This is a genomic window from Mesorhizobium sp. M0077, assembly GCF_040322955.1.
In the GTDB taxonomy this organism is placed as follows: Bacteria; Pseudomonadota; Alphaproteobacteria; order Rhizobiales; family Rhizobiaceae; genus Mesorhizobium.
In genome coordinates this window covers 435,368-460,710 of sequence record NZ_JAMYUL010000003.1, presented here as the reverse complement: position 1 = coordinate 460,710, position 25,343 = coordinate 435,368, and the positions used below count along the sequence as shown (strand labels likewise).

31 protein-coding genes are annotated in these 25,343 nt (G+C 61.7%); 7 read left to right on the top strand and 24 right to left on the bottom strand.

Translation table 11 applies throughout. From position 1 onward, the window contains the following. Positions 1 to 2 precede the first annotated feature (2 nt). The 24 genes from NKJ57_RS09515 to NKJ57_RS09400 form a co-directional block, all read right to left on the bottom strand. Positions 3 to 1,121 carry a phage tail protein gene (locus NKJ57_RS09515; RefSeq protein ID WP_352513252.1) on the bottom strand — a complete coding sequence of 373 codons (1,119 nt, stop codon included), beginning with the start codon at positions 1,119 to 1,121 and terminating at the stop codon, positions 3 to 5. Between the two features lie 34 nt (positions 1,122 to 1,155). Then, positions 1,156 to 2,019: a baseplate assembly protein gene (locus tag NKJ57_RS09510; protein WP_352513254.1), complete on the bottom strand. Its 864-nt coding sequence runs from the start codon at positions 2,017 to 2,019 to the stop codon at positions 1,156 to 1,158. Positions 2,020 to 2,025: 6 nt separating this feature from the next. Further along, a complete protein-coding gene (locus NKJ57_RS09505) occupies positions 2,026 to 2,394 on the bottom strand; it encodes a GPW/gp25 family protein (protein WP_352513256.1) in 369 nt (122 codons plus the stop codon). A 196-nt stretch (positions 2,395 to 2,590) separates the two neighbouring features. After that, positions 2,591 to 3,133 (bottom strand): phage baseplate assembly protein V, encoded by a 543-nt coding sequence (locus NKJ57_RS09500; RefSeq protein ID WP_352513333.1) that lies wholly within the window; start codon positions 3,131 to 3,133, stop codon positions 2,591 to 2,593. Next, positions 3,133 to 3,948: a hypothetical protein gene (locus NKJ57_RS09495; RefSeq protein ID WP_352513257.1), complete on the bottom strand. Its 816-nt coding sequence runs from the start codon at positions 3,946 to 3,948 to the stop codon at positions 3,133 to 3,135. The genes NKJ57_RS09500 and NKJ57_RS09495 overlap by 1 nt, the downstream gene beginning before the upstream one ends. Further along, positions 3,945 to 4,340 carry a hypothetical protein gene (locus NKJ57_RS09490; protein ID WP_352513259.1) on the bottom strand — a complete coding sequence of 132 codons (396 nt, stop codon included), beginning with the start codon at positions 4,338 to 4,340 and terminating at the stop codon, positions 3,945 to 3,947. The genes NKJ57_RS09495 and NKJ57_RS09490 overlap by 4 nt, the downstream gene beginning before the upstream one ends. Positions 4,341 to 4,386: 46 nt before the next feature. Then, positions 4,387 to 4,623: a hypothetical protein gene (locus tag NKJ57_RS09485; protein ID WP_352513260.1), complete on the bottom strand. Its 237-nt coding sequence runs from the start codon at positions 4,621 to 4,623 to the stop codon at positions 4,387 to 4,389. A gap of 49 nt (positions 4,624 to 4,672) precedes the next feature. Beyond that, positions 4,673 to 5,728, bottom strand: coding sequence for a major capsid protein (locus NKJ57_RS09480; protein WP_352513262.1), 1,056 nt, complete (start codon positions 5,726 to 5,728; stop codon positions 4,673 to 4,675). Between the two features lie 62 nt (positions 5,729 to 5,790). After that, the gene (locus NKJ57_RS09475) at positions 5,791 to 6,570 is read right to left on the bottom strand and encodes a hypothetical protein (protein WP_352513264.1); all 780 of its coding nucleotides are present in this window, start codon (positions 6,568 to 6,570) and stop codon (positions 5,791 to 5,793) included. A gap of 44 nt (positions 6,571 to 6,614) precedes the next feature. After that, positions 6,615 to 7,172, bottom strand: a complete 558-nt coding sequence (locus tag NKJ57_RS09470; RefSeq protein WP_352513265.1) for a hypothetical protein — start codon at positions 7,170 to 7,172, stop codon at positions 6,615 to 6,617. 3 nt (positions 7,173 to 7,175) lie between these two features. Further along, positions 7,176 to 8,099: a S49 family peptidase gene (locus tag NKJ57_RS09465; protein ID WP_352513267.1), complete on the bottom strand. Its 924-nt coding sequence runs from the start codon at positions 8,097 to 8,099 to the stop codon at positions 7,176 to 7,178. Next, the gene (locus tag NKJ57_RS09460) at positions 8,090 to 8,380 is read right to left on the bottom strand and encodes a hypothetical protein (RefSeq protein WP_352513269.1); all 291 of its coding nucleotides are present in this window, start codon (positions 8,378 to 8,380) and stop codon (positions 8,090 to 8,092) included. The genes NKJ57_RS09465 and NKJ57_RS09460 overlap by 10 nt, the downstream gene beginning before the upstream one ends. After that, the gene (locus tag NKJ57_RS09455) at positions 8,380 to 9,987 is read right to left on the bottom strand and encodes a phage portal protein (RefSeq protein ID WP_352513271.1); all 1,608 of its coding nucleotides are present in this window, start codon (positions 9,985 to 9,987) and stop codon (positions 8,380 to 8,382) included. The genes NKJ57_RS09460 and NKJ57_RS09455 overlap by 1 nt, the downstream gene beginning before the upstream one ends. Further along, positions 9,984 to 11,987 carry a terminase gpA endonuclease subunit gene (locus NKJ57_RS09450; RefSeq protein ID WP_352513273.1) on the bottom strand — a complete coding sequence of 668 codons (2,004 nt, stop codon included), beginning with the start codon at positions 11,985 to 11,987 and terminating at the stop codon, positions 9,984 to 9,986. Before NKJ57_RS09450 ends, NKJ57_RS09455 begins: the two co-directional genes overlap by 4 nt. Then, positions 11,984 to 12,571: a hypothetical protein gene (locus NKJ57_RS09445; RefSeq protein ID WP_352513275.1), complete on the bottom strand. Its 588-nt coding sequence runs from the start codon at positions 12,569 to 12,571 to the stop codon at positions 11,984 to 11,986. The genes NKJ57_RS09450 and NKJ57_RS09445 overlap by 4 nt, the downstream gene beginning before the upstream one ends. Positions 12,572 to 12,725: 154 nt before the next feature. After that, positions 12,726 to 13,319, bottom strand: coding sequence for a phage tail protein (locus NKJ57_RS09440; protein ID WP_352513276.1), 594 nt, complete (start codon positions 13,317 to 13,319; stop codon positions 12,726 to 12,728). Between the two features lie 117 nt (positions 13,320 to 13,436). Next, positions 13,437 to 14,249, bottom strand: coding sequence for a hypothetical protein (locus NKJ57_RS09435; protein WP_352513277.1), 813 nt, complete (start codon positions 14,247 to 14,249; stop codon positions 13,437 to 13,439). A gap of 344 nt (positions 14,250 to 14,593) precedes the next feature. Further along, the gene (locus tag NKJ57_RS09430) at positions 14,594 to 16,375 is read right to left on the bottom strand and encodes a DNA primase family protein (protein ID WP_352513278.1); all 1,782 of its coding nucleotides are present in this window, start codon (positions 16,373 to 16,375) and stop codon (positions 14,594 to 14,596) included. Continuing rightward, on the bottom strand, positions 16,375 to 17,400 hold the full coding sequence (locus NKJ57_RS09425; protein ID WP_352513280.1) for a DUF7146 domain-containing protein: 1,026 nt from the start codon (positions 17,398 to 17,400) through the stop codon (positions 16,375 to 16,377). The genes NKJ57_RS09430 and NKJ57_RS09425 overlap by 1 nt, the downstream gene beginning before the upstream one ends. Positions 17,401 to 17,630: 230 nt before the next feature. Continuing rightward, entirely contained in the window at positions 17,631 to 18,326 is a 696-nt protein-coding gene (locus NKJ57_RS09420) for a DNA-methyltransferase (protein WP_352513281.1), read from the bottom strand. After that, entirely contained in the window at positions 18,323 to 18,559 is a 237-nt protein-coding gene (locus tag NKJ57_RS09415; RefSeq protein WP_352513282.1) for a hypothetical protein, read from the bottom strand. The genes NKJ57_RS09420 and NKJ57_RS09415 overlap by 4 nt, the downstream gene beginning before the upstream one ends. Further along, positions 18,552 to 18,845: a hypothetical protein gene (locus tag NKJ57_RS09410; protein WP_352513284.1), complete on the bottom strand. Its 294-nt coding sequence runs from the start codon at positions 18,843 to 18,845 to the stop codon at positions 18,552 to 18,554. Before NKJ57_RS09410 ends, NKJ57_RS09415 begins: the two co-directional genes overlap by 8 nt. Then, a complete protein-coding gene (locus tag NKJ57_RS09405) occupies positions 18,829 to 19,071 on the bottom strand; it encodes a hypothetical protein (protein WP_352513286.1) in 243 nt (80 codons plus the stop codon). The genes NKJ57_RS09410 and NKJ57_RS09405 overlap by 17 nt, the downstream gene beginning before the upstream one ends. Continuing rightward, on the bottom strand, positions 19,068 to 19,307 hold the full coding sequence (locus NKJ57_RS09400; RefSeq protein WP_352513288.1) for a YdaS family helix-turn-helix protein: 240 nt from the start codon (positions 19,305 to 19,307) through the stop codon (positions 19,068 to 19,070). The genes NKJ57_RS09405 and NKJ57_RS09400 overlap by 4 nt, the downstream gene beginning before the upstream one ends. Before the next feature lie 73 nt (positions 19,308 to 19,380). Between NKJ57_RS09400 and NKJ57_RS09395 the strand changes: the two genes are divergently transcribed. From NKJ57_RS09395 to NKJ57_RS09365, 7 genes are all read left to right on the top strand, one after another. After that, the gene (locus NKJ57_RS09395; protein ID WP_352513289.1) at positions 19,381 to 20,079 is read left to right on the top strand and encodes an XRE family transcriptional regulator; all 699 of its coding nucleotides are present in this window, start codon (positions 19,381 to 19,383) and stop codon (positions 20,077 to 20,079) included. A 407-nt stretch (positions 20,080 to 20,486) separates the two neighbouring features. Then, positions 20,487 to 21,386 (top strand): AbiTii domain-containing protein, encoded by a 900-nt coding sequence (locus NKJ57_RS09390; RefSeq protein ID WP_352513291.1) that lies wholly within the window; start codon positions 20,487 to 20,489, stop codon positions 21,384 to 21,386. A gap of 34 nt (positions 21,387 to 21,420) precedes the next feature. Further along, positions 21,421 to 21,852 (top strand): hypothetical protein, encoded by a 432-nt coding sequence (locus NKJ57_RS09385; RefSeq protein ID WP_352513293.1) that lies wholly within the window; start codon positions 21,421 to 21,423, stop codon positions 21,850 to 21,852. A gap of 14 nt (positions 21,853 to 21,866) precedes the next feature. Beyond that, positions 21,867 to 22,352: a hypothetical protein gene (locus NKJ57_RS09380; RefSeq protein ID WP_352513294.1), complete on the top strand. Its 486-nt coding sequence runs from the start codon at positions 21,867 to 21,869 to the stop codon at positions 22,350 to 22,352. A 638-nt stretch (positions 22,353 to 22,990) separates the two neighbouring features. Continuing rightward, entirely contained in the window at positions 22,991 to 23,353 is a 363-nt protein-coding gene (locus tag NKJ57_RS09375) for a calcium-binding protein (protein ID WP_352513295.1), read from the top strand. Positions 23,354 to 23,446: 93 nt separating this feature from the next. Further along, complete coding sequence (locus tag NKJ57_RS09370) at positions 23,447 to 24,208, top strand: thermonuclease family protein (RefSeq protein ID WP_352513296.1); 762 nt, start codon at positions 23,447 to 23,449, stop codon at positions 24,206 to 24,208. A 16-nt stretch (positions 24,209 to 24,224) separates the two neighbouring features. Next, on the top strand, positions 24,225 to 25,307 hold the full coding sequence (locus NKJ57_RS09365; protein ID WP_352513298.1) for a DUF4238 domain-containing protein: 1,083 nt from the start codon (positions 24,225 to 24,227) through the stop codon (positions 25,305 to 25,307). Positions 25,308 to 25,343: the final 36 nt, after the last annotated feature.

Here is a 25,343-nt window from a genome sequence, read left to right as displayed (position 1 = left end):
GATCAGATTTCCAGCGTGAAGGTGACGTGCTGCCGCACGGTGCGGCGGAACAGAAAGTCGACGGGCAGCGAACCGATGGTCATGTCGGCCTGGCCAAACCCGTCCTCGAATTCGATTTCGTCGGGCTGCAGCCACAGCTTGCCGGGCTTGTTGGGATCGGCGGGCCGGGCGCGGAACACGAGGGCGCAGCTTGCCGCCGCCCTGCCCTCACCATCGCCGAAGCCGGTTCGGCATTCGACCTCGATAAAGATCGCTTCGCCGGACCCCGGATGGTCCGACGTCACGTCGCGAACGGCGATCGGCCGGCGATAGCCGATGGCGTCGCCCCCTTCGTCGTAGAAGCCGACGTAGACAGGCAGACGCAGCATAAGAAATCTTTTGAACGCTGCGACATCTGTCACGCCATTCCAGCTCAGGCCGGGCGCCGTCCACGGCACGTCATCCCAGCCGATCGGGTCACCACGGTGCACGTCGACGTCGAGCGCGACGCGCTCGCTTGGGCCGGCAACAACCGACCCCGCCAAATCCTCGCCATGGCTCCATTTGACGGTGCCGCCATCGATCCGGACGCCGCTGTCGTCACCCCAGATCGCGTTGCCCCACCGCCCTTGCGACCATTCGAGCGTGCGAAAATCGTAGCCATGCCAGCCGCGGAACAGCACCGAGCGGGCCGGGTCGGAGAGACCGGCGAGGTATTCGGCGTCGCGCAGCACCGGCAGCTCGGCCAGCGGCACCTTGCCCATGCCGAGCTGGTATCGGTTCCACTTCAGCCGGCGGTTGTTCTGGTCTTCCAGCGCGATCGCATCATAGCCGATCCAGCCCAGCCCTTGGCTGATCGCCAGCGGGGTTCCGCGCAGGCGCTGCCAGTCGATGCCGGCGTCGATCAGCGCGTCGATGCCGCCGAAGTAGGCCGAGATCGGCCCGAGCCCGTATTCGGCGACAAGCCAGGGCGCGACGCTCGGATTGAGCGGCGTCGCGAATTTGAAGCCGCGAATGGAGTCGGCTGCCGCGCCCATCTGCTCGAGATAATCGGTGCTTTCCGACAGAGCGCGTTCGAAGCTTGTGGCGTTGCCGGGCAGCAGATGGATCGGATGGCCGCGATAGATGGTTCCGACGGCCATATGAGTGAAGCCTCTGGTTGGAGTTAGCCTGTAGTCAGCGCTGGCGACCAGCGAAGGTAAGCGTGACCGTGCCGAGTGCGATGGCTGTGTTCTGGTCGACCACGACTGGCGCCGACGGCGTTGTCACCAGAACGCGCTTGACGCCGGTGACGTGCAGGCGGGCCTCGATCCAAGAAGGCTCAAGGTCGAAGCCTATTCCCGCTTCCGCCGACCAGGCAGCGCGCAATACCGCCTCGAGACCGTTGAAGACTTCCATCGGCGTGTCCGGCAGCAGCCAGACCGCCGCGACGACATTTGACGTCATCTGTGTCGCCGCCAGCACTTCGAGAACGTCGCTCACGACGCGCACGCCAGGCGCGGTGACGGCAGCGGTAACCGCTGTCAGCATGGCGCTGTCCGGCACGCCGCCATCAACGGAAGAAAGTAGCGCAATGCGGATCATCGGCCCGCCGTTGACGCGGTAAACACGCACTTCCTTGACGCGGACATCAGCCGATCGCGCCACGAACATGTAGCGCTCTTCCGGTCCGGCCGGCGAGCGCCCCCGGATCGCCAAGACAACGCGCGAACGCAGCGCAGTGTCCGTTTCACCGGTGAGCCGCGCCACGTCATAGAACGCCGCCAGATGGTCGAGATCGGCCCCGGCAGCGAAGGCCAGCAGGTTGGCCTTCACCGCATCGTTAATCATGGCGCGGATGTTGACCTCGCGGAAAGCGTCGACCTGCAGCAGGATGTTGGCCGGCTCGCCCTCGAGGTCGATGATGCCGGTGACATCAAGGCCGTATTTTTCCGCCAGCGTGACGAAGACGGCCTTGATGTCCGCCAGGACGTCCGCCTCCGGAACGACCATGATCGCCTGCGGCGGCGGCAGGGCGTCGAGATAGGACTGTTCGGCCATGACGTCCTACCCCGTGACGATCAGATTGCCGCCGGCCTGTGCCAGGCGCAGCGATACGGTTGCAGCGGGCGTCAGGTCGCCGAGATGGGCGCGCGGCCGATAGATGCCTTCGATGACCCAATCGGATGCGCCGGTGCGGTCCAGCGTCAGCGGCGAGATGCGGGTCGGCGAGAAGCGTGGTTCGAACAACAGGATCACGGCAGCGACCGACCACTGGAAGCGGATGACCGTCTGCACATTGGCAAGTTCGCCGAGCAGTGCTGGCACCGGGCTGCCGACATATTCGCGCAGTACGCGCTCGAAGTAGCGCGTTGTCAGCAGGATCTCGATCGCCTGGATGATGTTGTCCCAGCCGCTCTGACGAAGACCCGTCAAGCGATCCATCCCGAATTGCGTCACGTCCGCTTCCTGCCTTTGCCAGGCTTGGGGCTTTCCATCGCCGCCCCAGGTTTCGCCACCGCCGGCTGCACAATGTGGCCGCGCAGTTGCTCGTAGGCGACTTGTGAGCGCGTCATCTCCGGCGCCGAGATGCGGCGCACGCCCTGTCAGAACAAATTTCATTGGAAGCCTCCTAGTCGGCGGCGAAAACTTTTGAGGACCCCTCGACGATCGGCCAGAAGCCGGTGGACGACCCCGACATGACGTGGACCTTGTCGCCAATGCGGGCGACCTTCTTGCCTTCGGCCGCGCCCAGATCGACGCGGCTGGCCGAGAGTTCGGCCCGATCGCCGCCACCGTCGAACAGCATCGAAGCGCCGCCGAACTTCGACAGGATGCGGGTGTTTGCGTCCGATGACGGGGATGGGTTTTTATCCGAGAACGTCATCGGCATGGCGATCGCCTGGCGCATGTCACCATGCGGCGCCACCAACATCATCTGCTGGCCAGCGGTCGGCGGCCGCCAGGACTTCTCGTCGCCGGCGATCTCGCCCCATGGCCGGTGCGGGGACAGGAACTGCCGGCCATTGGCATCGGAGAGCAGCAGCTGCACCCGATTGGCGTCATGGTCGACGGCCTTGACAGTGCCGAAGCGCATCGAGCCGGCCACCATCCGCTTCAGCGCGGCGATGTCGGCCTGCAGGCCGAGGATGACGCGGACCAGGTCGCGATCCATCACGCGGACCCGCCAAGATCGGGGTTCGGCAGTATATCGTCCGTCAGCTCGGTCTCGGTCCCGTTGATCACTGTTCCAATGTTTTCGAAGCCGACGACCTCGACCGTCTCGGCGTCCGGCGGCGCGACGCCTAGCATTCCCGGCACTTTGGCCGCGGCCATCAGGGTCGACTGCACCTTCTGCCAGCTCAACAGGTCGGCGCCCTTGGTCAGTTCGGCGCGCATGATGGTCACTGCCGCCTGATAGTCGGCGACCGTCGCCAGTCTCGTCAACACAACATCGATAAGGGCTGGCAAGGCACCGCCTGGCGCCGGGTCGCAGATTGGTTCGATGTCGACCTCGACCATGCGGATCGCATGCTTGCGGCCACCTTCCGGATCGACGCCGCGGGTTTCCTTGACCGGCCCAATCGTCGAGACCAGCGAACGGAAACACTCGGCGAATGCGTTTGTCGGGTCGGACAGCACCCGCCGCCACTGCCTATCGAGCATATCGAGCGAGAATTCGAGACCGGCATCGGTTGGCTGGATGACAATCTCCGTCACCATTTGGCCTTCGGTAGTCTGGTAAGTGACCGCGCTGGCAACAATCAGGTCGAGCGAGAGTTTCACTATGCCGGAGGTGGCAAAGAAGCCTTCATTTTGGCCTGAGTATTCGGCCTGATCGATGCGCACCAGGATGACGGGCGCCTGTTGATCGCCCATGACCGATGACAGCGCCTCGATCGAGGAATCTGTTACGCCTCCCCCGGCGATGGTGTTGCCGCGCAACGCCTGCACCGCGGTCATGCGCAGCATTGCATTGACCAGGCTCATGCGTGGGCGGCCTTGAGATTGGACAGATAGAACACGATGACCTCCGGCAAGTCATCGACGACACGCACGATCGAATAGATCGGCTCGGCCGGACGGCTGGTCACTTCGCACTGGTCGCCATCTTTGGGCACCCAGGCCATGTCCATACGCGGGATCGAGATCGTGCAAAGCCGGCCGGCATAGCGCGTTGGGGCCATGCCACGATCACGACCGCCAAGGAATTCGAGATCCGGGTTGATGTCGAAACGGCCTTTCAGATCGACCATCGGCGCCCGCGTCGCATCGTCCGATATCGACATCTCGCCCCGCACCTTGGCGCGGATGGTGATCAACTCGCCCGTCCGGGCACGGGTCTCATGGACAAGGCGCGAGCGCGCTGCACGAATGTCCATGAGAAGCTCCGGAAAGGTAACAGCGGCGAAGTTCGCCGGACCCAGATCAGGCTTGAGCGAGGTCCGTCTGGTTGGCTTCGTCGGCGCGCGCCAGATCTACCTTGGTGGCGGGGCGAGCGGCACCCTTCGCGATGAAATCGTCGAGTTGCTTTTTGTCGACATCGAAGATCGAGCCCGGTGCCTTGGCCTCGATTTCCGCCCGCCTGATGGTCTTGCCATCGGGGCTTTTTTCACCCGGCGTCTTGCACAGGTGTACAGTGCTCAAAGCCACAGCCTTGACCATGATGTGTCTCCAATCGTGTTCTGATGAATAAGAAGGACGCCAAGCAGCCCTAGGCCAGCACGGTCGCTTTCAGTGTCGCGTTCGGATTGACCGGCACCATGATCGGAGCCGACTGGGTGACGATCTGCTCGATCGCGACGTCGCCTTCCGGAATGTAGTCCCGCGGAAAGATCGGCAGCGGCTGGAACTGCGCGTGGACGTCGACGATGGCGCCGAAACAGCGATAGCCCTGCACGTTCGGCCCGGTCAGCACCACATCCTTGGGCGACATGAACGGCGTGACCGAACCATTGACGGTGTAGTAGTCTTTGTAGACCCACACCTCGATACCGCCGCCAAGCGTGCCGCCGTAGCGAACCTCGCCCGTCGTCATCAGTCCGGTCTTGATCGTCAGATCGGCGTTGCCGCGCCGCGTCAGGTCCATTTCGGCGAGTATTTCCTCGTCCCGCCGCATGACACCCCAAGCGTCGATGCCCACCGTGATGCGGTTCGGCGCACCGCCAAATTCGGCCGAGTGCATTGTGTCGGCCCAGCCCTGAATGTCATCAAGGATGGACACGCCAGCGTCGCCCCAGCGCGCGCCGACGCCCAGAACGACCGTGTGGCCGGCGGCTCTGCCGAAATCCACCAGTCGCTGTGGCATATCTTTGCCCTCTATAACGACCTTCCCGTCGATGATGGCCTTTGCCGCCATCCATTCCCACAGCCGTTCGACTGCAACGCGGTGGTACTGCAGAATGTCGGCCTTCACCGCATCGTAGCGAGCGGCGGGGCTTTGGGCCTCGAGGCCGAGCAACGTGCCCGGGCGCCGCGTGAGAGCCCGCAATGGCGACACGGGATCGCTCGGCTTGACGTAGCCAGGCTTGAAGCGCTCGACGCGCGAGCCTTCCTCGTAGATGGCGCGCCCCTGCGCCATCGGCGCGACGAAGGGCGCGAGCTTGCGGCCAGCGCGCGGGATCTTCTCCATATCGACATACTCGTCGGTAAACGACATCTCGTTGGGAAACAGAAGATCGAGCCAATAGCTTGGCACGCTGTCGAGTTCGCGGAAGACGCCGAGCAGAGTGTGCGTGTCCCAGAGTTCATAGTGGTCGAAGTCCGCCATGGTGGTGGCCCTTGTGCAAGAGGCGGCCGGAGGCCGCGATTGAGTTCAGCGAGGCTCGTGCTTCAGAGCCGCTTGCGGATGAGGATGTTTGTCGGCGTGGGCGCATCCCGGAAAGCCGCCTCGCGCTTGCTGTCCGTATCGAACGAAGCATCCCAATTCAGGGCGTCCGGATTGAAATTGCCGGCGCGGTAGATCGCGACACGCTGGGCGGCGTCAGTGTCGACCACCGGCGCCGTGGTGACACCGATCGCCTGAGCGCCGATCTGATCCACGCCACCGACCAGCGTGGTGTTGGCGAATGCTGTGGCCGAACCCGTTTCAGTGGTGGCGACGGCGTTGCCGGCGGCGCCGGCCACCTTGGCGAAGATGCCGACGATGCCGGCAGCATCGGACTGAGCGCTGACGTCCGGATGCGGTGGCGTCAACGAGCCATAGGCTGTTCCTGCACCAACGCTGCCGTTGATGGCCGCGATCAGGTTGCTGGCGGTCTCTGCCGCCGTCGCGCCGATCTTCACCTGGCCCGCGACGGTGGTTGGCGCCGCCTTCAGCGTATACACCGTTGCGCCAATGGTAATGATATCGTCGGCGGCGCCACTGCCGGAGAACACAAGCCGGCCACTGGCTTTGCTGCCCGGCGCAAAATTCCGCGTCGCCATAGCGAGGCTCGAGGCCGCCGCATTGAGCCCCACGACAGACAAGGCTGGGAGCACCAGGTCCGCCGCGACCGGAAAGTCTTCGGTGACGGGGTGTGGAATGGCAGAATTGAAAATCTCGGCGGAAGTGAACGTGTCGGACACGTCCCGGCCTGCCATACCCGGCTGTGCAAAAGGAATGCTGGTCATGATCAACCCTTTTCGTGGCGAGTTGTAGTTGAATGGTTTGAACGTCAGCCCTGCTTGGCCGACGCGCCCGTCGAGGCGCGATAGTTTGCAAGGATCCTGCTGGCCGCCTCTTTCGACGAGTCCGCATTCTTGCCCACGCCCGGCTGTGCGAGGCCCGCTGCGGCAAGCCGCGACTCTTCATAGGCATCAGAGTGCGCAGCCGCTGCCCTGGCTTGAGAGACGTTTGCGACGACGAAGGCGGCAACGTCCTCGCCCGACATGGCGGGCGACTTGGAGGCCAGGTCGAGTGCCGCAGCCATGCGGCCGCCATCGCCCTTGACGCCCTCTGCTCCCAGTGCCGTGGACAGGCGCTTGCTTTCGGCTGCCACGCCGGCCGTATGGCCCTTGGTCTCGGCAGCGGCGACTGCAGCGTTATGGTCGGCTGGTAAAATGGTGTCCGCAGCGGCGGGCGCGTTCTGTCCGGACATCCCGGTCTCCTTTGCCCGCAGGGGGCTGCTGGTTTCGGTAGACGCTTGCGCGCCGGGTGCATTCCCCTCGATCAGGGAATCGTCATCGGTCGGCGCGCGAACTGCTTCGCGCACCGCCGCAAGGAGGCTCGACATGGCTCAATCCTTTCGGCTGACTTCCGAGATGAAGGCAGAAAACGCCTCGTGGCTGTTGCCGACGGCATCGACCAGGCCGAGGCGCAAAGCATCCGCTGCGTTGAAGCACTCGGCTTCGGTCTTAAGCGCGGCAGCCTTGCTAAAACGCTTGCCTCTGCCGGCTGCGACGGTGCCGGCGAAGCGGTCGCGCATGGTTTCACATTCGGCCAGCCAGCGCGCAGCCAGCTCGTCCGGCAATGCCTGATAGGGATTGCCGTCAACCTTGTGCTTGCCAGCATGGATCATAGTGACCTTGATGCCTGCCTGCTCGAGATTGCCCGAGAAGTCGGCATGCAGCATGACGACGCCGATCGAGCCCGCGCCACCGAATTCAGGCATCACGACCTGGCGCGCCTGGCTGGCGAGCAAGAAGCCGGCGGAATAGGCGAAGTCGGTCAGGATGGCGATCGTCGGCTTCGACTTCGAGAGATCGCGCATAGCATCGGCAGTATCGAAAGCACCGTTGCCCTGACCGCCGAAACTGTCGACCTCGAAAACGACCCCCTTGATGTCCTCACGCCTCTTCGCCCGGGCGATCTGCGTCTGCAGGCCTTGGTAGGAGGTCTCGCCGGATGACGCGCCGACGAAGGCGCCTTTGTAGACCAGAGTGCCTTCGATCGGGATAATCGCGACTTTGTCGACCACATAGAAGGGCGACAGATTGTTCCGATCATAGGCAATTCCAAGACGATCCCCGATGACCCCGGCGGACGGACGGCCATTGCCGAAGGCGGTATGGTCGACCATGCCCTCGCCGTTGACAACCGAGATCGGATAGCCCGTCAACCGGGGTCCGAGCAGACGCGCCACGGTCTCCGCCTTACGCGGATGATAGAGCAGCGGCTGGTCAAAGACCTGGCCGCAGATTCTATCCAACGCTACAGGCATTGGTGGCGTCCTCCGGCGAAACGCATGGTCTTGGCGTAGCGCAGGCGTTTTCCGTCCTTGGCCGAACAGGCCGACGCGAGGCGCATCAATTCGGCGTCGAGCGACTTGCTGTTCGTCGTCGAAAAGCGCATCAGTTCGCGTGTCACCGGCGACTGGATCTGCAACTCCTCGACATGCTCGCCGGCGAGGATGCGCAGCTTGACCGAATAGAGCGCCTGATAGAGCGCGCAGGGGTCTTCCTGGTCGACGTCAGCGCCGTTGATGCTGATGAACGTCGGCATCAGGCATCTTCCTTTCTCTTCGACACTTTTTCCGCTGGAATGACATCGTCCCTCGGGTCGCCCGCATTGCGGATAAACGGCGATGCCATACCCGCTTCGACGTAGCGATTGTGCCAGAACAGGCGACGCTCGAAGACTTCCTCCGCGTCGACGCCGATCTCCGCGCATTCCATGTCCAGCGTCGACGTGCCGTTGACCAACCGCTCGGTCGCGGCCTTGGCGCTCTTCTGGTCGTCTGCGGTCGCCTTGGCGGGACCTTGCCACACCGCCCAAAGCACCTTGTCGCGGTTCGCTGCGAACGCCTCGTAGCCGCCCTTGAACGGCAGACGGCCGGTGCCGATCAATTCATCGACACGGTGTTCGAAAGCGAGTTGCATGATGGGCGACGCGATCCGGTCACGGCGGCGGGTCACCACCGGGTGCAGGGATGCGCCCTCCATGCGGGTCGAGGAATAGGTCGCGCCCTCATAGTTCATGGTGTAGCTGGCGACGCTGATTCCGATGGCCCGGGCCATGCCGCGCTGCAGCTCGTTGGAAACCGGCAGGAATTGCGGTCCCGGAATGCCGGTCGCCATCAGGTCGAGTCTCTCGCCCGGCGCCAGATGCGAGATCTTCGGATCGCTACCGACCGAGATTTCGCTTTCAGCTGCCTTGTCCATCACGGCGAGGAAATAGTCGCGGAACTGGGCGCGCAATTCCTTGCCGTCCTGGCTTTCGCCGAGCGCTTCCAGCGCCTCGAAGGCCTCCGCCGACGGCTTTTCGCTGGTCAGCACCTGGGCAAAGACGGTCTGCAGGATGCCGGCCTGGATCGTGACATCGACCAGGGTTTCCCATTGCAAATATTCACGAAACGCCGCGACCAGCCGCGAAATGCCGCGGACATCGTTGCTGTCCATCGGATCGAAGACGTGGGCGACCATCTGGCGTCCCGATGCGTCATAGGCGAGGTGATCGCGCTTGACTTGGATGCCCGTCTCTTTCTCGCTCAGGCGGTAGGCCACCGGCCGGCCATTCGCGTCATGGACAACGCCCTGATAGAGCCCTTCCATCACGTTTGTGTCGTGCACCAAAGCGGTCGGCGTGGTCAGGCACATCTTGGTGCCGGACGTTATGCCATAGCGACGCCGCTCGGCGACTGGCATGTAATCCATCAGCAGCAACGCCTCGCCATAAACGACATCGTGGCGCAGGGCGATATCGGCTTTCTGAGGCGCGCTGAACTTGCCCTTGAGGTCGCACTCGCGCGCGTTCCACGCCCAGTGCTTCCACTCCGTTTTCAGGAGTTTGATGAAGTGATCGGTCTCCTTGCGGTCATAGCCCAGAGTGGACAGGTCCGGCATCGGGTTAAGGACAAGCTCTACGCCGACGGTGTCGGCGATGACCTGGTCGACCGCGCCGCGCAGGCGACCGGAATTCTGGATAATGTCCATGGCTAGCCCGGCCGCGCGCCGCCAGGCGATGCGCACCTCGTCGCGATGATCGCGCAGCGTGCTCCCGCGCGTCGAAAGAATCCGCGAACGGCTGTCGCGCAGATAGCCGGCTTGGGGAGCCGGCCGCCGTTGTGCGGCCGCGCCTCCTTTGCCGAATATCCTGTCGAGCAGCTTCATGTCCGACTTTTCCACTTGTGGCGACGGGCGTTCGAGGCCTCGTCTGCCGTCATTTCCGCTGGCGCCGCCGGAACCGGCGTCGCCGTCGCCGGTCTCCGCGCATCGAGCAGATCTGGTTCCGAGGCCGGCCTCAGCATCTGACGTAGAGCAGCCCAGTCGTCCGCCTTCTTGGTCGAGAGACCAAGCATCTCAGCCATGGCCATGGCGTAAACCTGGGCATCCAGGCAGTGATTGTCCGGCCGAAGGCGCTTCCATTCCTCCTGGAACTTTCCGCGCACGACCTCAGCGACAAACGCCTCGGCCGTGAGTTGGAGGAAATATTCCTTCGGCAGGAAATCGCCGAAATGCACGTAGCCCGGCGGATCGGATGGTTCGCCCGAGCGCAGCCCGAGCTTGTGCAGGTTGCCGAACAGTTCTGACTTCAGACCCCATGTGCCGACCGGCCACAGCATGGCGCTGCCAAAGCGCTTGCGCTTGCCGCGCCTGGTGACCGACTTCTTGGCCGGCACGCTGATCGCTGGGACACCACGGCCGCCGACACCCTTGACGGCGTAAGCATTGGCGCGGCGCCGGCACCACTCCAGCACTTGGTTGGTGCGGCCGCCGTCACCGCCGTCGACCGCCAGCGCCTCAATCTTCCGTTGACCGCCGTATGCGTCCTGAAGCGGCCTGGCGAAGAACTCGTCGAGTTGCTTCCAGGCGCCGGCGCCGGCATTGTCCGTCGCACCCTCGAAGAAGCGGATGCCGAGCACCCAGCTCTGCCGATCATCGCCGAAAGCGATGACGACGGCCCAGATGCCGTTGTGCTGGACGTCGGCGCCGGCGACAAGGATGAGCCCGTCCGCTGGAACCTTCATTTCGGCGAAGGGCTCCCGGCGCTCCATCAGCCGTTCGTATTCTGGCGCGTTGCCCTTCACCTTTGCGGGAAGGCCGTACACCAGATTGAAGATGCCCTTTTCGCCGAGGCCGCCGGGCTTGGCGTGGTTCAGCAGATCTTCCGCGATCGCCTCGTAGCTCATCATCAGCGAGATGAAGGCGTCGACATGGAAGCCGGGGTGCCGATCCGGCCCCGTCACAGATGGGACATAGCGCCCGTTGCGAACGCCGATGACGCGCTCCGTCTCGCTGACGATATGGCCGCAATGCGGGCAGACGTAGAAGCTCTTGTGCGGGTGGGCACGATCGAGGTGAAATCCCTCGTGCGCCTGCACGAATTCTCCGCCGCATTCGACGCAGGTGATATTCCAGAAGCGCTGGTCTGAGCGCTTGAATGAACGATCTATGCGGCAGTGTCCGGGCGCGTCGCCAAGTTCGTCCCCGGTGTCGATTTCGGGAGTCGACAGCTCGAAGATCTTGAACGATTTCGTTCGGCGGAATGCGGTGAAGCGGCCGAAAAACAGCGTCTCAGGATCGTCGCCATTGATGTGGGTCTGCCACTTGGAGACCTCGTCCTTGACGCCGTAGCGCGTTGTCTTGCCCGACAGGTCCGTTGCCACATTGGCGTTGGCCAGCATCAGAGATCCGCCGGCAAAGCGCTTCTCGTACATGGTCGATCCGGCGCCGGAGCGGCTCACCACCGGGAAGATGACTTGCTTGTCAGTTTCCTTCTGCCACGCCTCGATCAGCGGCTGCAGCTTCTGGCTGTTCATGTCTTGCAGGAAATCGATCGAAGGCAGACCGTAGAGCGTGTTGTCCGGCGCCGTGTCGGCGATGTAGAGCGCCCAGGCAAGTGCGAGGATCGACACGCCGGTCTGCTGCGACTTGCGCACGGTCACTAGGTTGCACTGATGGTCGATGCTCAGACAGTCGGCGATCTCGCCAAGGTAAGGCGCATCGTCGAGCGCCCATCTCTCTCCTTTTTTTGGCCCGTCGACCAGGACGATATTCTGCGGAAGCCAGTCGCGGAACCGCGCTGGCGGGCGTGGCCGGATGGCATCCGCCAAGGCAATGCCAGCGAGGCGAAGCGCTGCCGGGTGGCCGGCTCCAACGTGGATGCTCAAAGCTCTTCGTCCTCGAGCGCCTCGTCGTGCTCCGCCGCATTCTCGACGATGCCGGCCAGGCGATTGGCAATCTCGCTGTTCATCTCGAATGCGATATCGCGCAACAGAACACGCAGCCCGTGCGAGCCTTCCCGCGAAACAGCCATGGCCATCTCGTCGGCTTTGTTCTGAAGGCGGGCGATGCTGGACTGAATCTCACGCCCGCAGACGATCAGGGCTTCGCGCATGCGGTCCGCGCGAACCAGTTGGCCAATGTGTTCCTGACGCCGAAGCTTCTCGCGCCCGACTTTCAGCCAAGCTTCCTGGCGAAGGGCCTCGTCGCGAGATGTGCTGGAATTTTCCGGCTGAGATGACGGGACATCCTTGCGGGCCGCCGCAATCTTCTCAGAGCTGGCGAACTCGCCGCGGTAGTGATCGTAGTGCGCCAGCGAGAACCGTATGATCCGGTCTCGACCGTCGCGCTCGACGGGTAGCCCGTGCTCCTCGACCAGCCGGCGGACCAGTTTCGTCACCGCCTGCTTTGTGACGCCGTCGCGCGCTGCAACATCGGCCGGCGATGCCATCACGATCTCTTCGGGCGGCATCCAGACAACTTCCTTTACGTCGCTGACAACCCTGACAACCCAACTTTTTCAGTGGTGCGACTGGCGGAAATCCGGGGGCCGCTCTGCCCGTTCGGGGTTGAAAGGCGGGTACGGTCCCTAAATGGTCGGCAGGCTGGCTCGCGCGTCGCTGCGATCAGTTGAAGAAGCCGGGCAGCATGAACGTGATCTCATGCATCACACGAGGCGGCAGCTCGCGGTTGGCAAACGATCTGAACTCTTGCGCGGTGTCGCCCTTGACCATCTCCGCTGGGATGATGACGCCCGAATTCATGAACGATACCGGACGTCCCCACCTAGTCGACGACCTGTCCGGTGCATAAACATGGCCGCCAAGACCTTTGGCTGTCACACGCTCAGGAAATCGCCCTGCCTTCGTGAAATCTCCCGAAAACAGTTTGCGATGGCCGAAGGGCGACGCCGACACGCCCGAGCGTGTCTCGCGCGGCTTGAAGTATTTCAGCGAGATGTCGCCGCCCTGCGTACGCATGGCATAGTCGAGCTTGCCATAGTTGGCACGGGTGACCTTTATCGCCCGTCTGATGGTTCGGTACGGCAAGCCGGTCTGGCCGGCCAGCGTGCGCGTCAGATTGGTGCGCAGCCGGTCGCCAACGTGATTGATGGCCCGGCGCAAGGCTTCGCTGCGCTGCGTCTCGCTCAAACGCCCAAGAGCGTTGTCCATGCGCCTGAGCCCGGAGAGATCGGCCCACCTGATTTGCAGGTCGGCCACACATGCCTCCAGAAAGCGAAAGCCCCGGTCGCGTGAGCGCCGGGGCCAGTTCTTTTTTACCGTGTTCAGGTCTATGTCAACCTTCTGCCGCACGTCAACAAGCGGACGCTGTTTTTTTCATCCGGCTCTCGCGGCCGCGTCAACGATGGCGACACCGGGCCGGTCCATCTCGAGCCAAGGGGTCATGGTGCGATCGGAATAGGTCAGCCGATGGCCGGTCAATTGCATGGCGACAGCCGCCTCCAGCCTTCGCAACGCCGCCACCCAGATCTGATAGTCGAGCCGGCCGAGAATATCGCCGCTGGGATCGACCGAGAGTTCGTATTTGCGATAGGCGCCCTTCAGAGGCCGTTGCGAGCGCGGGTTGAAGCCGTCGATCTCCAGATCGTAGACGCGCCCGTCACCGTGAGCGATCCGCTGCATGACGAACCAGGCCGGCTTGCCGCCACGCTCGGCCATCCTGACCCTGGATGGCTCAGCCTGATGGTCGGGCTCGCGACCCAGAATGGCGGTGCCGACCACAAGGCTGATCATGCCTTCGACGCGCTGCTGCCGCGACCTCGCGCGGTAGCGCGCAACGGTGTTATCGACAGCCATGCGCGCCAGGCCGTTGGTCTCAGGCCAGTCGGCCAGCGCGTTCCACCCATCCGGAATGGCGACATCGCATTGCGAAAGCCCGGCCACCGCTCGCCCGATCGCCACCGCATCGTCGTGCGGCTCGCCCTGCTCGATCCAGATGTTCTCTGCGTCGGCCCGCCCTCGGTCGATCAGCGTACCCAGTTCGGCATAGCGCGTGATCTTGCCCCAGGCCGAGGCCTCAAGCGTGCGCCAGGCCGAATTGGCGTTGTCCAGCCCGTCCACCCCACCGCCTTTTGGAAGTTCATGCACAAACGCCCAGGTGAGCAATTCCTCAATGGTCATTGTCCTCATTTGCTCATCCTCTTCTTCAGCAGTTTGCACCAGTTTTGCAGGAGTTTGACGATAGTTTGGATAGAGATATTTCCTTGTGTTATCAGGTCGTTGGCAGGGGTGTGCAGGAGTTGCGGGAGTTTAGCCGCGCCCTAGACACAAAAAAGACCATCCCCTCGCCCCGTCTCCCACCCCTATAGGCGTGGGCAAACTGGTGCGAACTAACGCAAGCCGTTGTTTCCAAAATACTTTCTCCTAAAAACAGACTGCCGCAAACTGTCGCAATCTGTCGCAACTGGTGCATTTCGGGCGACACGCACGGCTGTTTGCAGGCGACTGCGGACCGGCCGAAGGGGTTGCGGGGCTTACCGTGCATCGGCATCACCGGAATTGCCGCCAAGGCTGCCTTGCCTCGACGTCGGCACATCGACCAGCCTCGCCCCGCGATAGGTGACGATGCGGCCGTCGATGCGGTCGTATTTCTTCTTCATGATCAGGCCGAAGGCGGTCAGCGTGATCGGCTTGCCGCCCTCGTCGATCGTGAAGTCGACATAGGCCTGATAGAACTCTTTCGCGGTCACCTGCGCCGTGCTGTCGGGCACGACGCAGCGGGCGCAGAAGGCCGAGGTGCGGTCCATCTCGTCGCGATACTCCTGCGTCTTCGCCCGCACTGCATCGGGAATGACCAGGCCCTCGCGCAGGAAAATCATCACGCCTTCGATCAGCCAGTTCAGTATGCCAGGATATTCCGGCACGAACTCGGCCACGACCTCCTCGAATTCGCGCTGGTCTGCCTCGGCGATGATCTTCGACCAGTGCACCACCGCCATACGCCGCCAGATGCCGTTGTCGGTGCCGGCGATGCGCGGATAGCCATTGCCCGACATGTGCCCGGTGAAAACCGGCTTAAAATCGAAATAGCCTTCGAAGAGATCGCGCACGGTGAAATGCTCGCCGCCGGTCAGGTCCTTAACCAGGTTCTCGCGCAGATCCTCGCCTTCAGGCAATTCCTTGACGCGCAGGAAGCGGCGGCCATAAAGGCGCGCCATGTCGGGGTTGGCAGCGCCGCCGGCCTTGCCCTCGCCGATGAAGGATTCCGACGGCAAGGTGACCGCCACTTCGCCGAGCAAACGGCACAGCGTTTCCATGTAGACGGACTTGCCGTTGGCGCCCTTGCCATAGTGGAAGAACAGGCGCTGTACCGTCAGCCCGACAAGGCCGAGCCCCGACGCCACCTGTACCATGCGGCGCACCTCGTCGACCGGCAGCTTGTCGCGCACGAAGGCATCCCATTTCGGACAGCGCGCGTTTGGATCATAGTCGACCGGGATGCGCTGCGTGATCATGTCCTGGCGACGGTGGCCGGGCAGCACCTTCAACTCGGCATCCGCAATGGTGATGAACTCGGAAATATCTTCGCGATTGTCATCAGGGTCGTCGAAGGCCGGGTTACGCACCGACTTCAGCAGGCGGCGAAAGCAGAGCGTATGACCGGCAAGAGCGACCTTCAGCGGATCCGCGTTGAACTCGTCTGGACCGCGCTGGATGTGCGGCGCCGCGCAAGCCAGCATCGCCTCCAAGCGGCCCTTATTCTTCGACGACACGGCGTGGTTCATGCGCCGGCTGACACGCCTGGCCAGGTTGGCATTGGCGGCCTCGGCCATGCGTGCCAGCCGCTGCTGCCCCTTGGTGCGGTCCTCCTCGGGTATCTTCAGAGCCTCGAGCCCGCGTTCGACCGCCTGCATTTCCGCCGGTGTGTGATCGATGAATTCGATCTCTAACGCGATGCGGCCGCCGACATTCTGCGCCACCGCCAGCGCGCGCGGCTCGCCGGTGTCGATATCCCAATGCGTGCCGGTCCAGACCGCATAGGCTGCCCGCCGCGCCTTGGATTGCGCGCGCACCAGAAGATCCTCGCCGAAATGCGCGAGCAGGCGCTCGGCATTGTCGGTGTCGGAGTGATCGAGCCCGGCACAGGCCTTGACGATCTTGAGATCGACCTTGCTGCCGCGCCGCGGCGCCGTGCTAGGCTCGCCATCCTCCAGCCCGGCCTCGGGCCTGGGCAAACCAGCCGCTTCGGCCTGGCGTGTCGCTTCCGCAAGCAACGCGGCCACTTCGTCCGGCATGGCTGGTTTGCGAGCGCCCATCAGGCCACCGCCTCGGCCGCCATCCCGGCAAAATCGGATCCGGAGCGCGGCCAGATGATGGGAATAATGCGGCCCGGCCTCCCATGCCGAGCCCGGGCGCGTGCCATGGCTGCCGCCGTCATCACCCTTTCGGAATCGCCGTCGGCAAGCAAAACCAGCTCGCCGATATGATCGGCTACCCACATGGCATCATCGGCTTGCGGTTCCGACCTGGGAGTGGGTCCGGCGACCATCACCGGTCGCGCGACGCCCTTTGCGTCCAATTTCAGTAGCGTTGGATGAGCAAAGCGCGATGACGGCTCGGCGGGCCCGGCGAGGTTGCCGAGGTCGCCGGCAGCGAAATAGAAGGTGTCGCGGCGCCACCCTTCCCAATTGGCGAAGGCAGCGCCGTTTTCGATGCCTTCGCCGCCCACCCAACGGGACGCAGCCGAAGGATGGCCGAAGATCGGGATCAGCCCCCCTTTCTTGGACCCGCGCATTTTCTTCGACGGCAGCATCGCGTCGGTGTGCGGATCGAAAAGCAGCGGCCGGAACTTGGGCGGCTGCAGCAGGTCGATCCAGGTGATGTGGCAGCCGATGACCGCGAGGTCGGGGCCGACGAAGGGAGCGACCATCGCAGGGCCGGCATGCAACGCCTGCGCCCGGCCTCGCTCATCATCGCCGTGCCAGTAGGGCAAATTCGACGCGTGGCGCAGCCAGCGCGAGGCGCCGATCCGACCGCAGCCACGGGCCTCAAGATAGTCGATAACCGGCTGTCCGAACCGGCCGACAGCTGCGGCCGCGCGAAGGATGGCGCGCGCTTTCTGTCGCTCCTGTTCGCGGAATTCGATTTGTCGCCCGGAGCGTTCGGCCGCGTGCGCCTGGTTCGCCAACCGGCGCTGTTCCAGGCGTTGACGGCGGGCGGCGCGCTTGTCGGGCGCTTCCCAGTCCGTCTCATTCGGCATCGGCCGGGCTAGAACAATCGAGCAAGCCTCCAGGAAGGCCTCGCGCCGATGCAGGTCCAGCCCCTCGCAATGGGCGGCCATGCCGATGCCGTCCTGGCCGCCAATGGCGCCGGCGCGGCAGTTCCATTTGTTCTTAGCGGTGTTGAAGGCAAAGGTGTCGGTGCCGCCGCAATGCGGGCATGGCTGGGGGTGCTCATGGCGGTGGCCCGTGAAGCAAAGGCCGAGACGCTTCGCGGCATCTTCGATCGACACAGCGCGGGCATCCTCGACGAAGAGTTCGGTGGCGCCATTGCTCTGCAGGAGGTGCTCGCTCAAAACAGCGACTCCTGTTTTGGGTCAGCAGGCCGATGCACGAACATATCCGGCTGGGCGTACGCCTTACGAATTCGTTCACACGCGATTTCGAAATAGCCGGCGTCGATTTCGATGCCGATGAATGGGCGGCCTTGCTTGACACAGGCTACGCCAGTCGTGCCCGACCCCATAAAGGGATCTAGCACCGTCCCTTGGGGCAAAAAGGTCAGGCACCATATCATAAGCTCGACGGGTTTTTGCGTGGGGTGGACCTTGCCGTCCTGAAGCGCTTTAGCGCGGGGGTATGTAAAAATTCGAGCCGCTCGATTTTCGTTCACCCACGCGAACTCGCAATCGGCAAGCGAGAAGCCGCGTTGACCCTTATCCCAGACCAACCACCGCATGGATGGAGGGAGATAGTCCGTAAAATAATTGCCGCCCCAGATGATCTGCCTAGGCGCTATCTTCCGAATCTCTTCGAAGGTGCTGCGGTCGGGCCGTTCCTTGTCGCATTCAGGGGCGTCGTAAGATTTCCAACCGTTCTTGTCCGAACCGCCCTTCCCGTCCCCTTTGCCCTTCAGAAGCCCGCCATAGTCGATGCCATAAGGCGGATCGGTGAGAACGCCGGCAACATTCGGCAGTTGGCGCATCACCGTGAGGCAGTCGCCTAAGATCAAGCGGCAAGCACCTATGATCACCTCCCGGTGGTTCATTCGAAGTCTTTTCCGATCCCTTCACCGCCGCGAGAGAAGATGCCTTCAGCCTCTGCCATCGCCCTCACCTGCCTGGCCGACAAGCCGAGCCGCTGTCGCACCTGGTCGCTCGTCTGGCCCATTTCGAACAGCATCCGCACGCCTTCGGCCTGCATCGGCAGCGGCAGCTTGAACAGCCGCACCGGGTCGATGCTGGCGGGTGAGCCAAAACCTGTTCTGACCGAATTAGGCATCGTGGAGGCTCCCTGTTTCAGTGCTGGTCCCGTGAAACATTGCGCAGCCGTTGGCGCTTGCGGCCCGGCTTCTTGGCGGCAGGTAGAAGGCGCGAAAGGAGAGCTTCAGCCAGTCGCAGACAGCAATGACCTTAGGCGCCGAGACGCTCTGGCCGTTGCAGATGCGCGAGAGGTCCGAGGCGCTCACCCCGATGTCGGCGGCGCACACGCGCCAGCCGCGCCCATCCTCTTCCAGCCGGGCGCGCAGCAGCTTGCCCAGTTCGCGATAATCATAGCCGGCGAGCATGCCTGGCCTCCCTTTTGTGAAACAGCGCCGGCTCCTCGCCGATCCAGGCGCACAGCGCGAGGAACTGCTCGGGGCCGGGATCGCCGCCGCGTGCGGCGCGGATGACGGCGTCGATTTCGACATCGGCTTCCCTGGCGACGCGCGTGGCCGATTTGCCGCGATGGATGCGCCGCGCTTCGAGGAACAGCGCGAACAAGGTGAAGTCGACCGCCGAGGCATGGCTCATGGCGCCGCCCCTTCGCCGGTCCCGGCTTGGGAGGGTGCGGGACCGGCGAGCCGCGCGCCGTAGAGGTCCGGGCGCTGCTGGTGGCGGGAAATGCCTGTGACTCGTTCGAAATCGAGCACCCGCTCCGCCGGCACCCGCTTCCAGGAATAAAAGGCCTGGTGGCGAATGCCGAGATAGGACGCAAGAATGCCCAGCCCGCCAACCTTGGCGGCTCCATCTCTGACGATGTCGATCATGGCGCAATGGTAGGCATTACCTACCTACAATGTCAACAGGTAAGCGCTTGTAAAAAAGTAAGCAACGGTTACTATGCCCGGCATGATCTCGATCCAGAACGATGCAAGCACGCTCGGGCAACGCCTACGCCAGGCCCGCGAAGCCGCAGGGCTGACGCAGGACGACGTCGCCAGCCATTTCAGAATCAAACGCGTCTCTGTCACGCAATGGGAGGCCGACACCACGCGGCCTAACATCACGCGGCTGCCGGAACTGGCAACATTGCTCAACACCGAGGTTTCATGGCTGCTGGAGGCCGCGGGCGCGGCGCCGGTGGCGCGCGAACCGAAGCCGCGCGCGAGCCGGATCATCCCCGGCGACGAACTGGTCGGCGGGCGAGATCTGCCGATCTATGCCGCGGCGATGGGCGGCGAAGGTCATATGATCGTGACCTTCGAGGCGATCGACTGGGTCAAGCGGCCGGCGGTGCTGCAGAACGTAAGGGGCGGCTACGGCATCCTCGTGCGCGGCGAGTCGATGATCCCCGCCTACTGGCCGGGCGACACGGCCCTGGTGAACCCGCATTTGCAGCCCGCGCGCGATTGCGACGCGGTGTTCTTCCACACCCCGCCCAAGGAACGCGGCGACGAGGAAGCCATCATCAAGCGGCTGGTCGGGATGAACGACCGCGAATGGACGCTGGAGCAGTATCGGCCGGCGAAGACGTTTGCGGAGAGCCGGGTTGACTGGCCGATCTGCCACCGGGTGGTGGGTAAGTATAACGCGCGGTAGTTTGCACGCCGCAGGGGACTCGGGGTCCACCGCCCCCGGAAAAGTCGTCATCTGCAGAGTTTTTGTAAACCGGAGGTCGGCGGTTCGATTCCGTCCGGGGGCACCAGTAAAATCAAATAGTTAGATACATAGTTCGGACACTCCTGAATAACCAAAAATCCCTCGGGGTAACGGCTAGGGTAAACTGTGGTGGTGGCTAGCAGCACGTGGAGCTATGGCCAAACCTCGAATTCCGGACTTGATGCGATAGTCCGGTTTTTCGACAGCTCCTCGGGAGCTTGTGAAAGCTCCAACCTAAATTGCCCCTCTCGGATGCGGTGGATGACGGGTCCAGCACCGTAGATGGAAATGCATGGTTGCACTCCCTAAATCTAGAGCGCAAAGAGTTGCGATTAGGGGGCGAACGAATGGCCGGCTTGGTCGAGGAAATCCAGCGAGATGCGCTCAATCCGAATATCCCGGTTTCCAACCTTCTCCGGAAAGTGAAGGTGGCAGCCGCGAAGTTGAAGCTCGACAAAGTAGAAGATTGGGTGGAGCATGAACTAAACGGCTATGGGGGTGTTGAACTCCCGGACTACAGAATACTCTACGGTCGCCCACAGGCGTTCAATCCCTATAACGGTTGGATTCCGATCATTATGGACAACCAAAAAGACAACGACCTTATGTCTAGGTGTGAAACGAGACAGTCCCTTTCGTCGCTTGAGGACACGATTTCTCGTTCGACCGGACATGTTGAGATGCCTTACTCGCCGGATATGATAAGCTCTTTGAATAGGGACATGAGTGTCAAATTTGGACGCATGGCTGTTCATCTCTCAATTAGCCAAGTTCAAAGTGTAGTGGATTCTGTGAGAAATCTCATCCTTGACTGGGCAATCGGTCTGGAGAAAGCAGGAATTTCCGGCGAAGGCTTCTCATTCAACGATAGTGAACGGACTTTGGCGAAAGAGGCGGCAGTGACGTACAACATAAACTCCATAGGAACTTTCGCTGGCAACATGGGCACGGGAAATACGGCTGGTGACATTAGTGTCACGGTCTCTTCAACGAGCCAGATTTTGGAGATCGTTCGCAAGATTCGGGAATCGGTGTCTGATCTAGAGAGGGCCGGCGCTGACGTGCCGAGCTTAAGCAGGGCTCTAGAATCGATCGAGGGTGAGGTCACGAACGAAAGGCGAAACGGCGGACGTTTAAAGGCACTTCTCTCCGATGCACGCGAAGCGCTTGTAGGGGCGGCAGGGAATCTGACAGCCGAGGGTGCTATGTCCCTAATTGCGACCGCATTCAAGCTACTCGGATCGTAAGACTTCCGAGAGAAATTTTGGAGGGGGATATAGAGTGGCTGACGACAAAGAGGACGTGCACGAGGCAACGCATTCCCAAGACGTCGAACGGTCGATAACACTTGGTCTATCGGCAGCGAGTTTTGCCGGCATTCTTGCTGCTTACGCCGGTCCGAGTTTTGACGGGTACGCTTACTACGCAACCGTGTGCTTTTGCATCGTCATGCCAGTGACTCTGACAGTGTTCTTTATCGTCCATCCCGCCAGCAAGGAGCTACAGCTGGCTGACTACGCTCCGCAAGTAACAGCCGGTTCCGTTATTATATGCGCTCTTCTGACGGTGATTGGCTTCGGCCTTCTTGTTGCCCACCTTGCTTGGGGACTGGGCGTTTTTTTCGTCGCTTGGTCGGTAGTTGCACCTGTGGTCATCGTTCTCTCTTGTGTGGCCGTACGCGCTATCATTGAGATGGCTCGTTCGAGCAAATAGCAGGATAGATAGAGATGGTAATTGCTGAAATAGCAACCGGTTACAGTGCTCTTACAACCGCCTACGAGATGGCGAAGGGGCTGAAGAATATTGATGACAGGGTCAAACTCAATGCGGCAGTGATTGACCTGCAAGAGACCATTTTGACCGCGCAGCAAGCAACCGCAGGCGCACGCGATACCATCCGCGAGTTGGAAGCGATCATCGCTTCATATGAGAATTGGGACGCAATTGCGGAGCGCTACCAATTGCGGGATTTCGGCGGCGGGACTTTCGCGTATGACCTTCGCGCCGACCAAACAAACGGCGAGCCGCAGCACCGGATATGCGCCAACTGCTATCAAAAGAGACAGCGGTCGATCCTGCAATTTCTTTATCGAGATAGCGGCCAGGACCATTACAAGTGCCATAGTTGCAGTTCCGAATTTTCGTTTGGCCACGCTCGCGAAGTGGACAGATCGAATCGAGCAGCGGATGATTGGTCGCCGTTCGATCGATAGCTTTGCGGCGAATCTGGAGACCGGAAAACGGTTCGGCGTAGATGGATTGCACTCCGAGAACGGTGCTGACCGGGCTGGAGACGTACTGGCGCAAGGCCGAACTCACCCCTGCGATTACCCTATCCGCAACTCTCGGTGCTAACGGGACCGTTGGTTGTTGCATTCATTGCAAAATTCGCCTGCTGTTTGCTGAGCTAGCGTCTGTTTGAATGTTTGCTGCTCCGTGACTTAGGTTTTTGGCGCGCCGCAGCGTCCCTTAAGAATTGCAATCTCCGTTTCGTGGTCGCCTCCTGACATCGAAGACACGGGCACGCCTATGAGAAAAACCCCCAAGGCGTCGCCGGTCGCGGCCTTGTTTTGCTGGTTTGAAATGACGGCCAACCGCTCTCTGTCAGCCTGCGTACACGGGCCGGCGTTCGGAACTCCTGCGATCCTCTCAGGAGGCGTCGCACACCCTGCCACGCCAGCGAACATCGACATCAATAAGACAAATCGCTTCACAGTTGCCGCCCCAAATTTATTGTTTGCCCATCGGCAACATTGCGTAGTGGAAGACCGCGTGCAAGCCCGTTCGTCGGCAGATTCGACAACAAAATTCAAAAGGTGCATGATCTGGTTGGGTGTCGGGGGATACTTTCATGTATTGGCGTTTGTTTTCGACCGCTACAATTGCAGTGCTAGTTTCGGGATGCGCTGCCGACTATTTGAACCATTACGATACGGTGACACTCGCGGCCGGCGACTCGAACCACGCCAACCAGCTTTTGCAAACCGTCGATCCATTCAATCCGAACAGCCAAAACACGCACATTGAGAGTGACGGCGCGCGGGTTGTAGCAGTCGTCCAGCGCTATCGAGGTACGGCCCCGAGCGGTGGCGGCGACTTGGATTGTGCGGGTGGAAAGGGGAATAGGCCGGTCGTAGTTGGCCCGGTGACGATCAACGGCGCTGATCCTAACAAATTGGACGGCGATCACGACGGTATCGGCTGCGAGAACTGAAAAATGGTAGAGCGATCTCGCTATGAGAACCGGTCCGACAAATGGCGAAAGCGAACCGGAGCGAGGGGGTATCGCCAGAACCGGTTCGCAGGCATGCCTTTGCGCGTGATCTTCGTGACGGTAGCTGCGGCTGCGGCATTGGCGACGCAGTTCGTTATGCAGCACAGCGGCTCATTGCCTGAGATCAACCTACAGAACCTGACCAAGCCGAGTCCCGCGCCGATAACCGGGATGGCTTCGGTTATCGACGGCGACACGATTGAGGTGCACGGCCAACGCATCCGTTTCAACGGAATCGACGCGCCGGAGAGCCGCCAATATTGCGACGATGCAAAGGGCTTCGAGTATCCCTGCGGTCGGCGGTCTGCCGATGCGCTGGACAGCTTCCTAGCCGCCTCCAGGCCGGTTCAATGCTCTTTCGTTACATGGGATCGTTATGGCCGCTACGTGGGCGATTGCCGGCGCGCGGACGGCTCAGGGGTGGCAGAATGGATGGTCGAGCGCGGTCAAGCGCTCGATTGGCCGAAATACAGCAACGGTGCGTATGCCTCGCAACAGGCGAAGGCCAAGGGGTCAAAGGTCGGCTTGTGGGTAGGATCGTTTCAGCCGCCGTGGGACTGGCGAGCACAGCACAGCGACGACGGGCAAACAACGTCGGCACCGCTATTTGCTCTCGGCAGCGACACCAACGGCTGCCTTATCAAAGGGAACATTTCAGCAGAAGGCGAGCGCATCTATCACGTGCCTGGGCAGAAATATTACAGCGCCACCAAAATCACTGAAGCCAAAGGCGAACGATGGTTCTGCTCAGAAGCAGACGCCGTGGCGGCTGGGTGGCGGCGATCAAAGCGATAGCCCGACAGATGGGAATTTGAGCACGGCGGGCAGCTGCACCGCCAGTTCGCTTGATTTGCCCCCTTTTTCCTGCAACTCACCCAACTTCACAACCAGCCCCAAGCTTTGCACCATGAGCCGACCGAAGAAACAGCACTTTGTTCCCCGTTTCTACCTTGCAAATTTTGTCGACCCGGAGGGGAAAGTGTGGACCTACGACAAGCGCGAAGGGAGCGCCCGCGCCGATCGCGCTGAGAATACGGCCGCAGAGACGAATTTTTATTCAATCAAAGGCCTCGATGGAGAATACAACGATCAGCTTGAAGAATGGCTTGGCAAGGTCGAGTCCGCCGCCGCGCCCTTATACCCGAAATTGCTGAGAGGAGAGACACTAAAAGGGCAAGAGCGCTTCGATTTCTCATTGTTTGTCGCGACTCTGTACACACGAAGTCCCGCAATGCTGAATGCTACTGCACGCCTTTATGGAGATATGATCCAGGCTGTTGGAAACGTGGGTTTTAGCGACCGCGGGCGGCTAGATGAAACCTTGGATAGGATGGAAGCAGAGCGAGGGGAAAAGAAAACCACCAAAGAAGAACGTGAGAAACTCTTTGAATTTTTCAATGACAAGACTCGATACACGATGTCGGTTGATAGACGCGCCGGCCTAATGTCGATTTCAGCCGCTGCTCCGTTGACCGATATCCTGAACGATATGAGCTGGATTGTAGTCGAACCAATGCGCCAACTTCTAATCACGAGCGATAGCCCAGTTGTGAGAATTACCCCAACAGAGTACGTGCACCGTTCCTATGGCGACGGAGGATTTGCGCACAAAAAAGCGTTTGTGACCCTCCCGCTTGCCCCCACTAGAATGCTCGAAATGTATTGGGGGGAACAGCGCTCTCCAGGCGTCCAACCAGCGCCGAAGGAACGGGGGAGGCTCTATAATCGCCAGCGGGCTCACTTTTCTGAGCGCTACTTGTATTCTAGCAGGCAGGACGCCGGTATCCTGCGACTAGGCGCCAAACACAAAGCTGCGGGTTTGCGAATTGACGTGGGTCACCCAGGCAAGCGAGTCCCGATCGAAATCAAGCGTAAGTTGGACGGCAGAAGCTAGACGGAGGGCCGCTCCGCCGAGCAGGCCGAAATCACC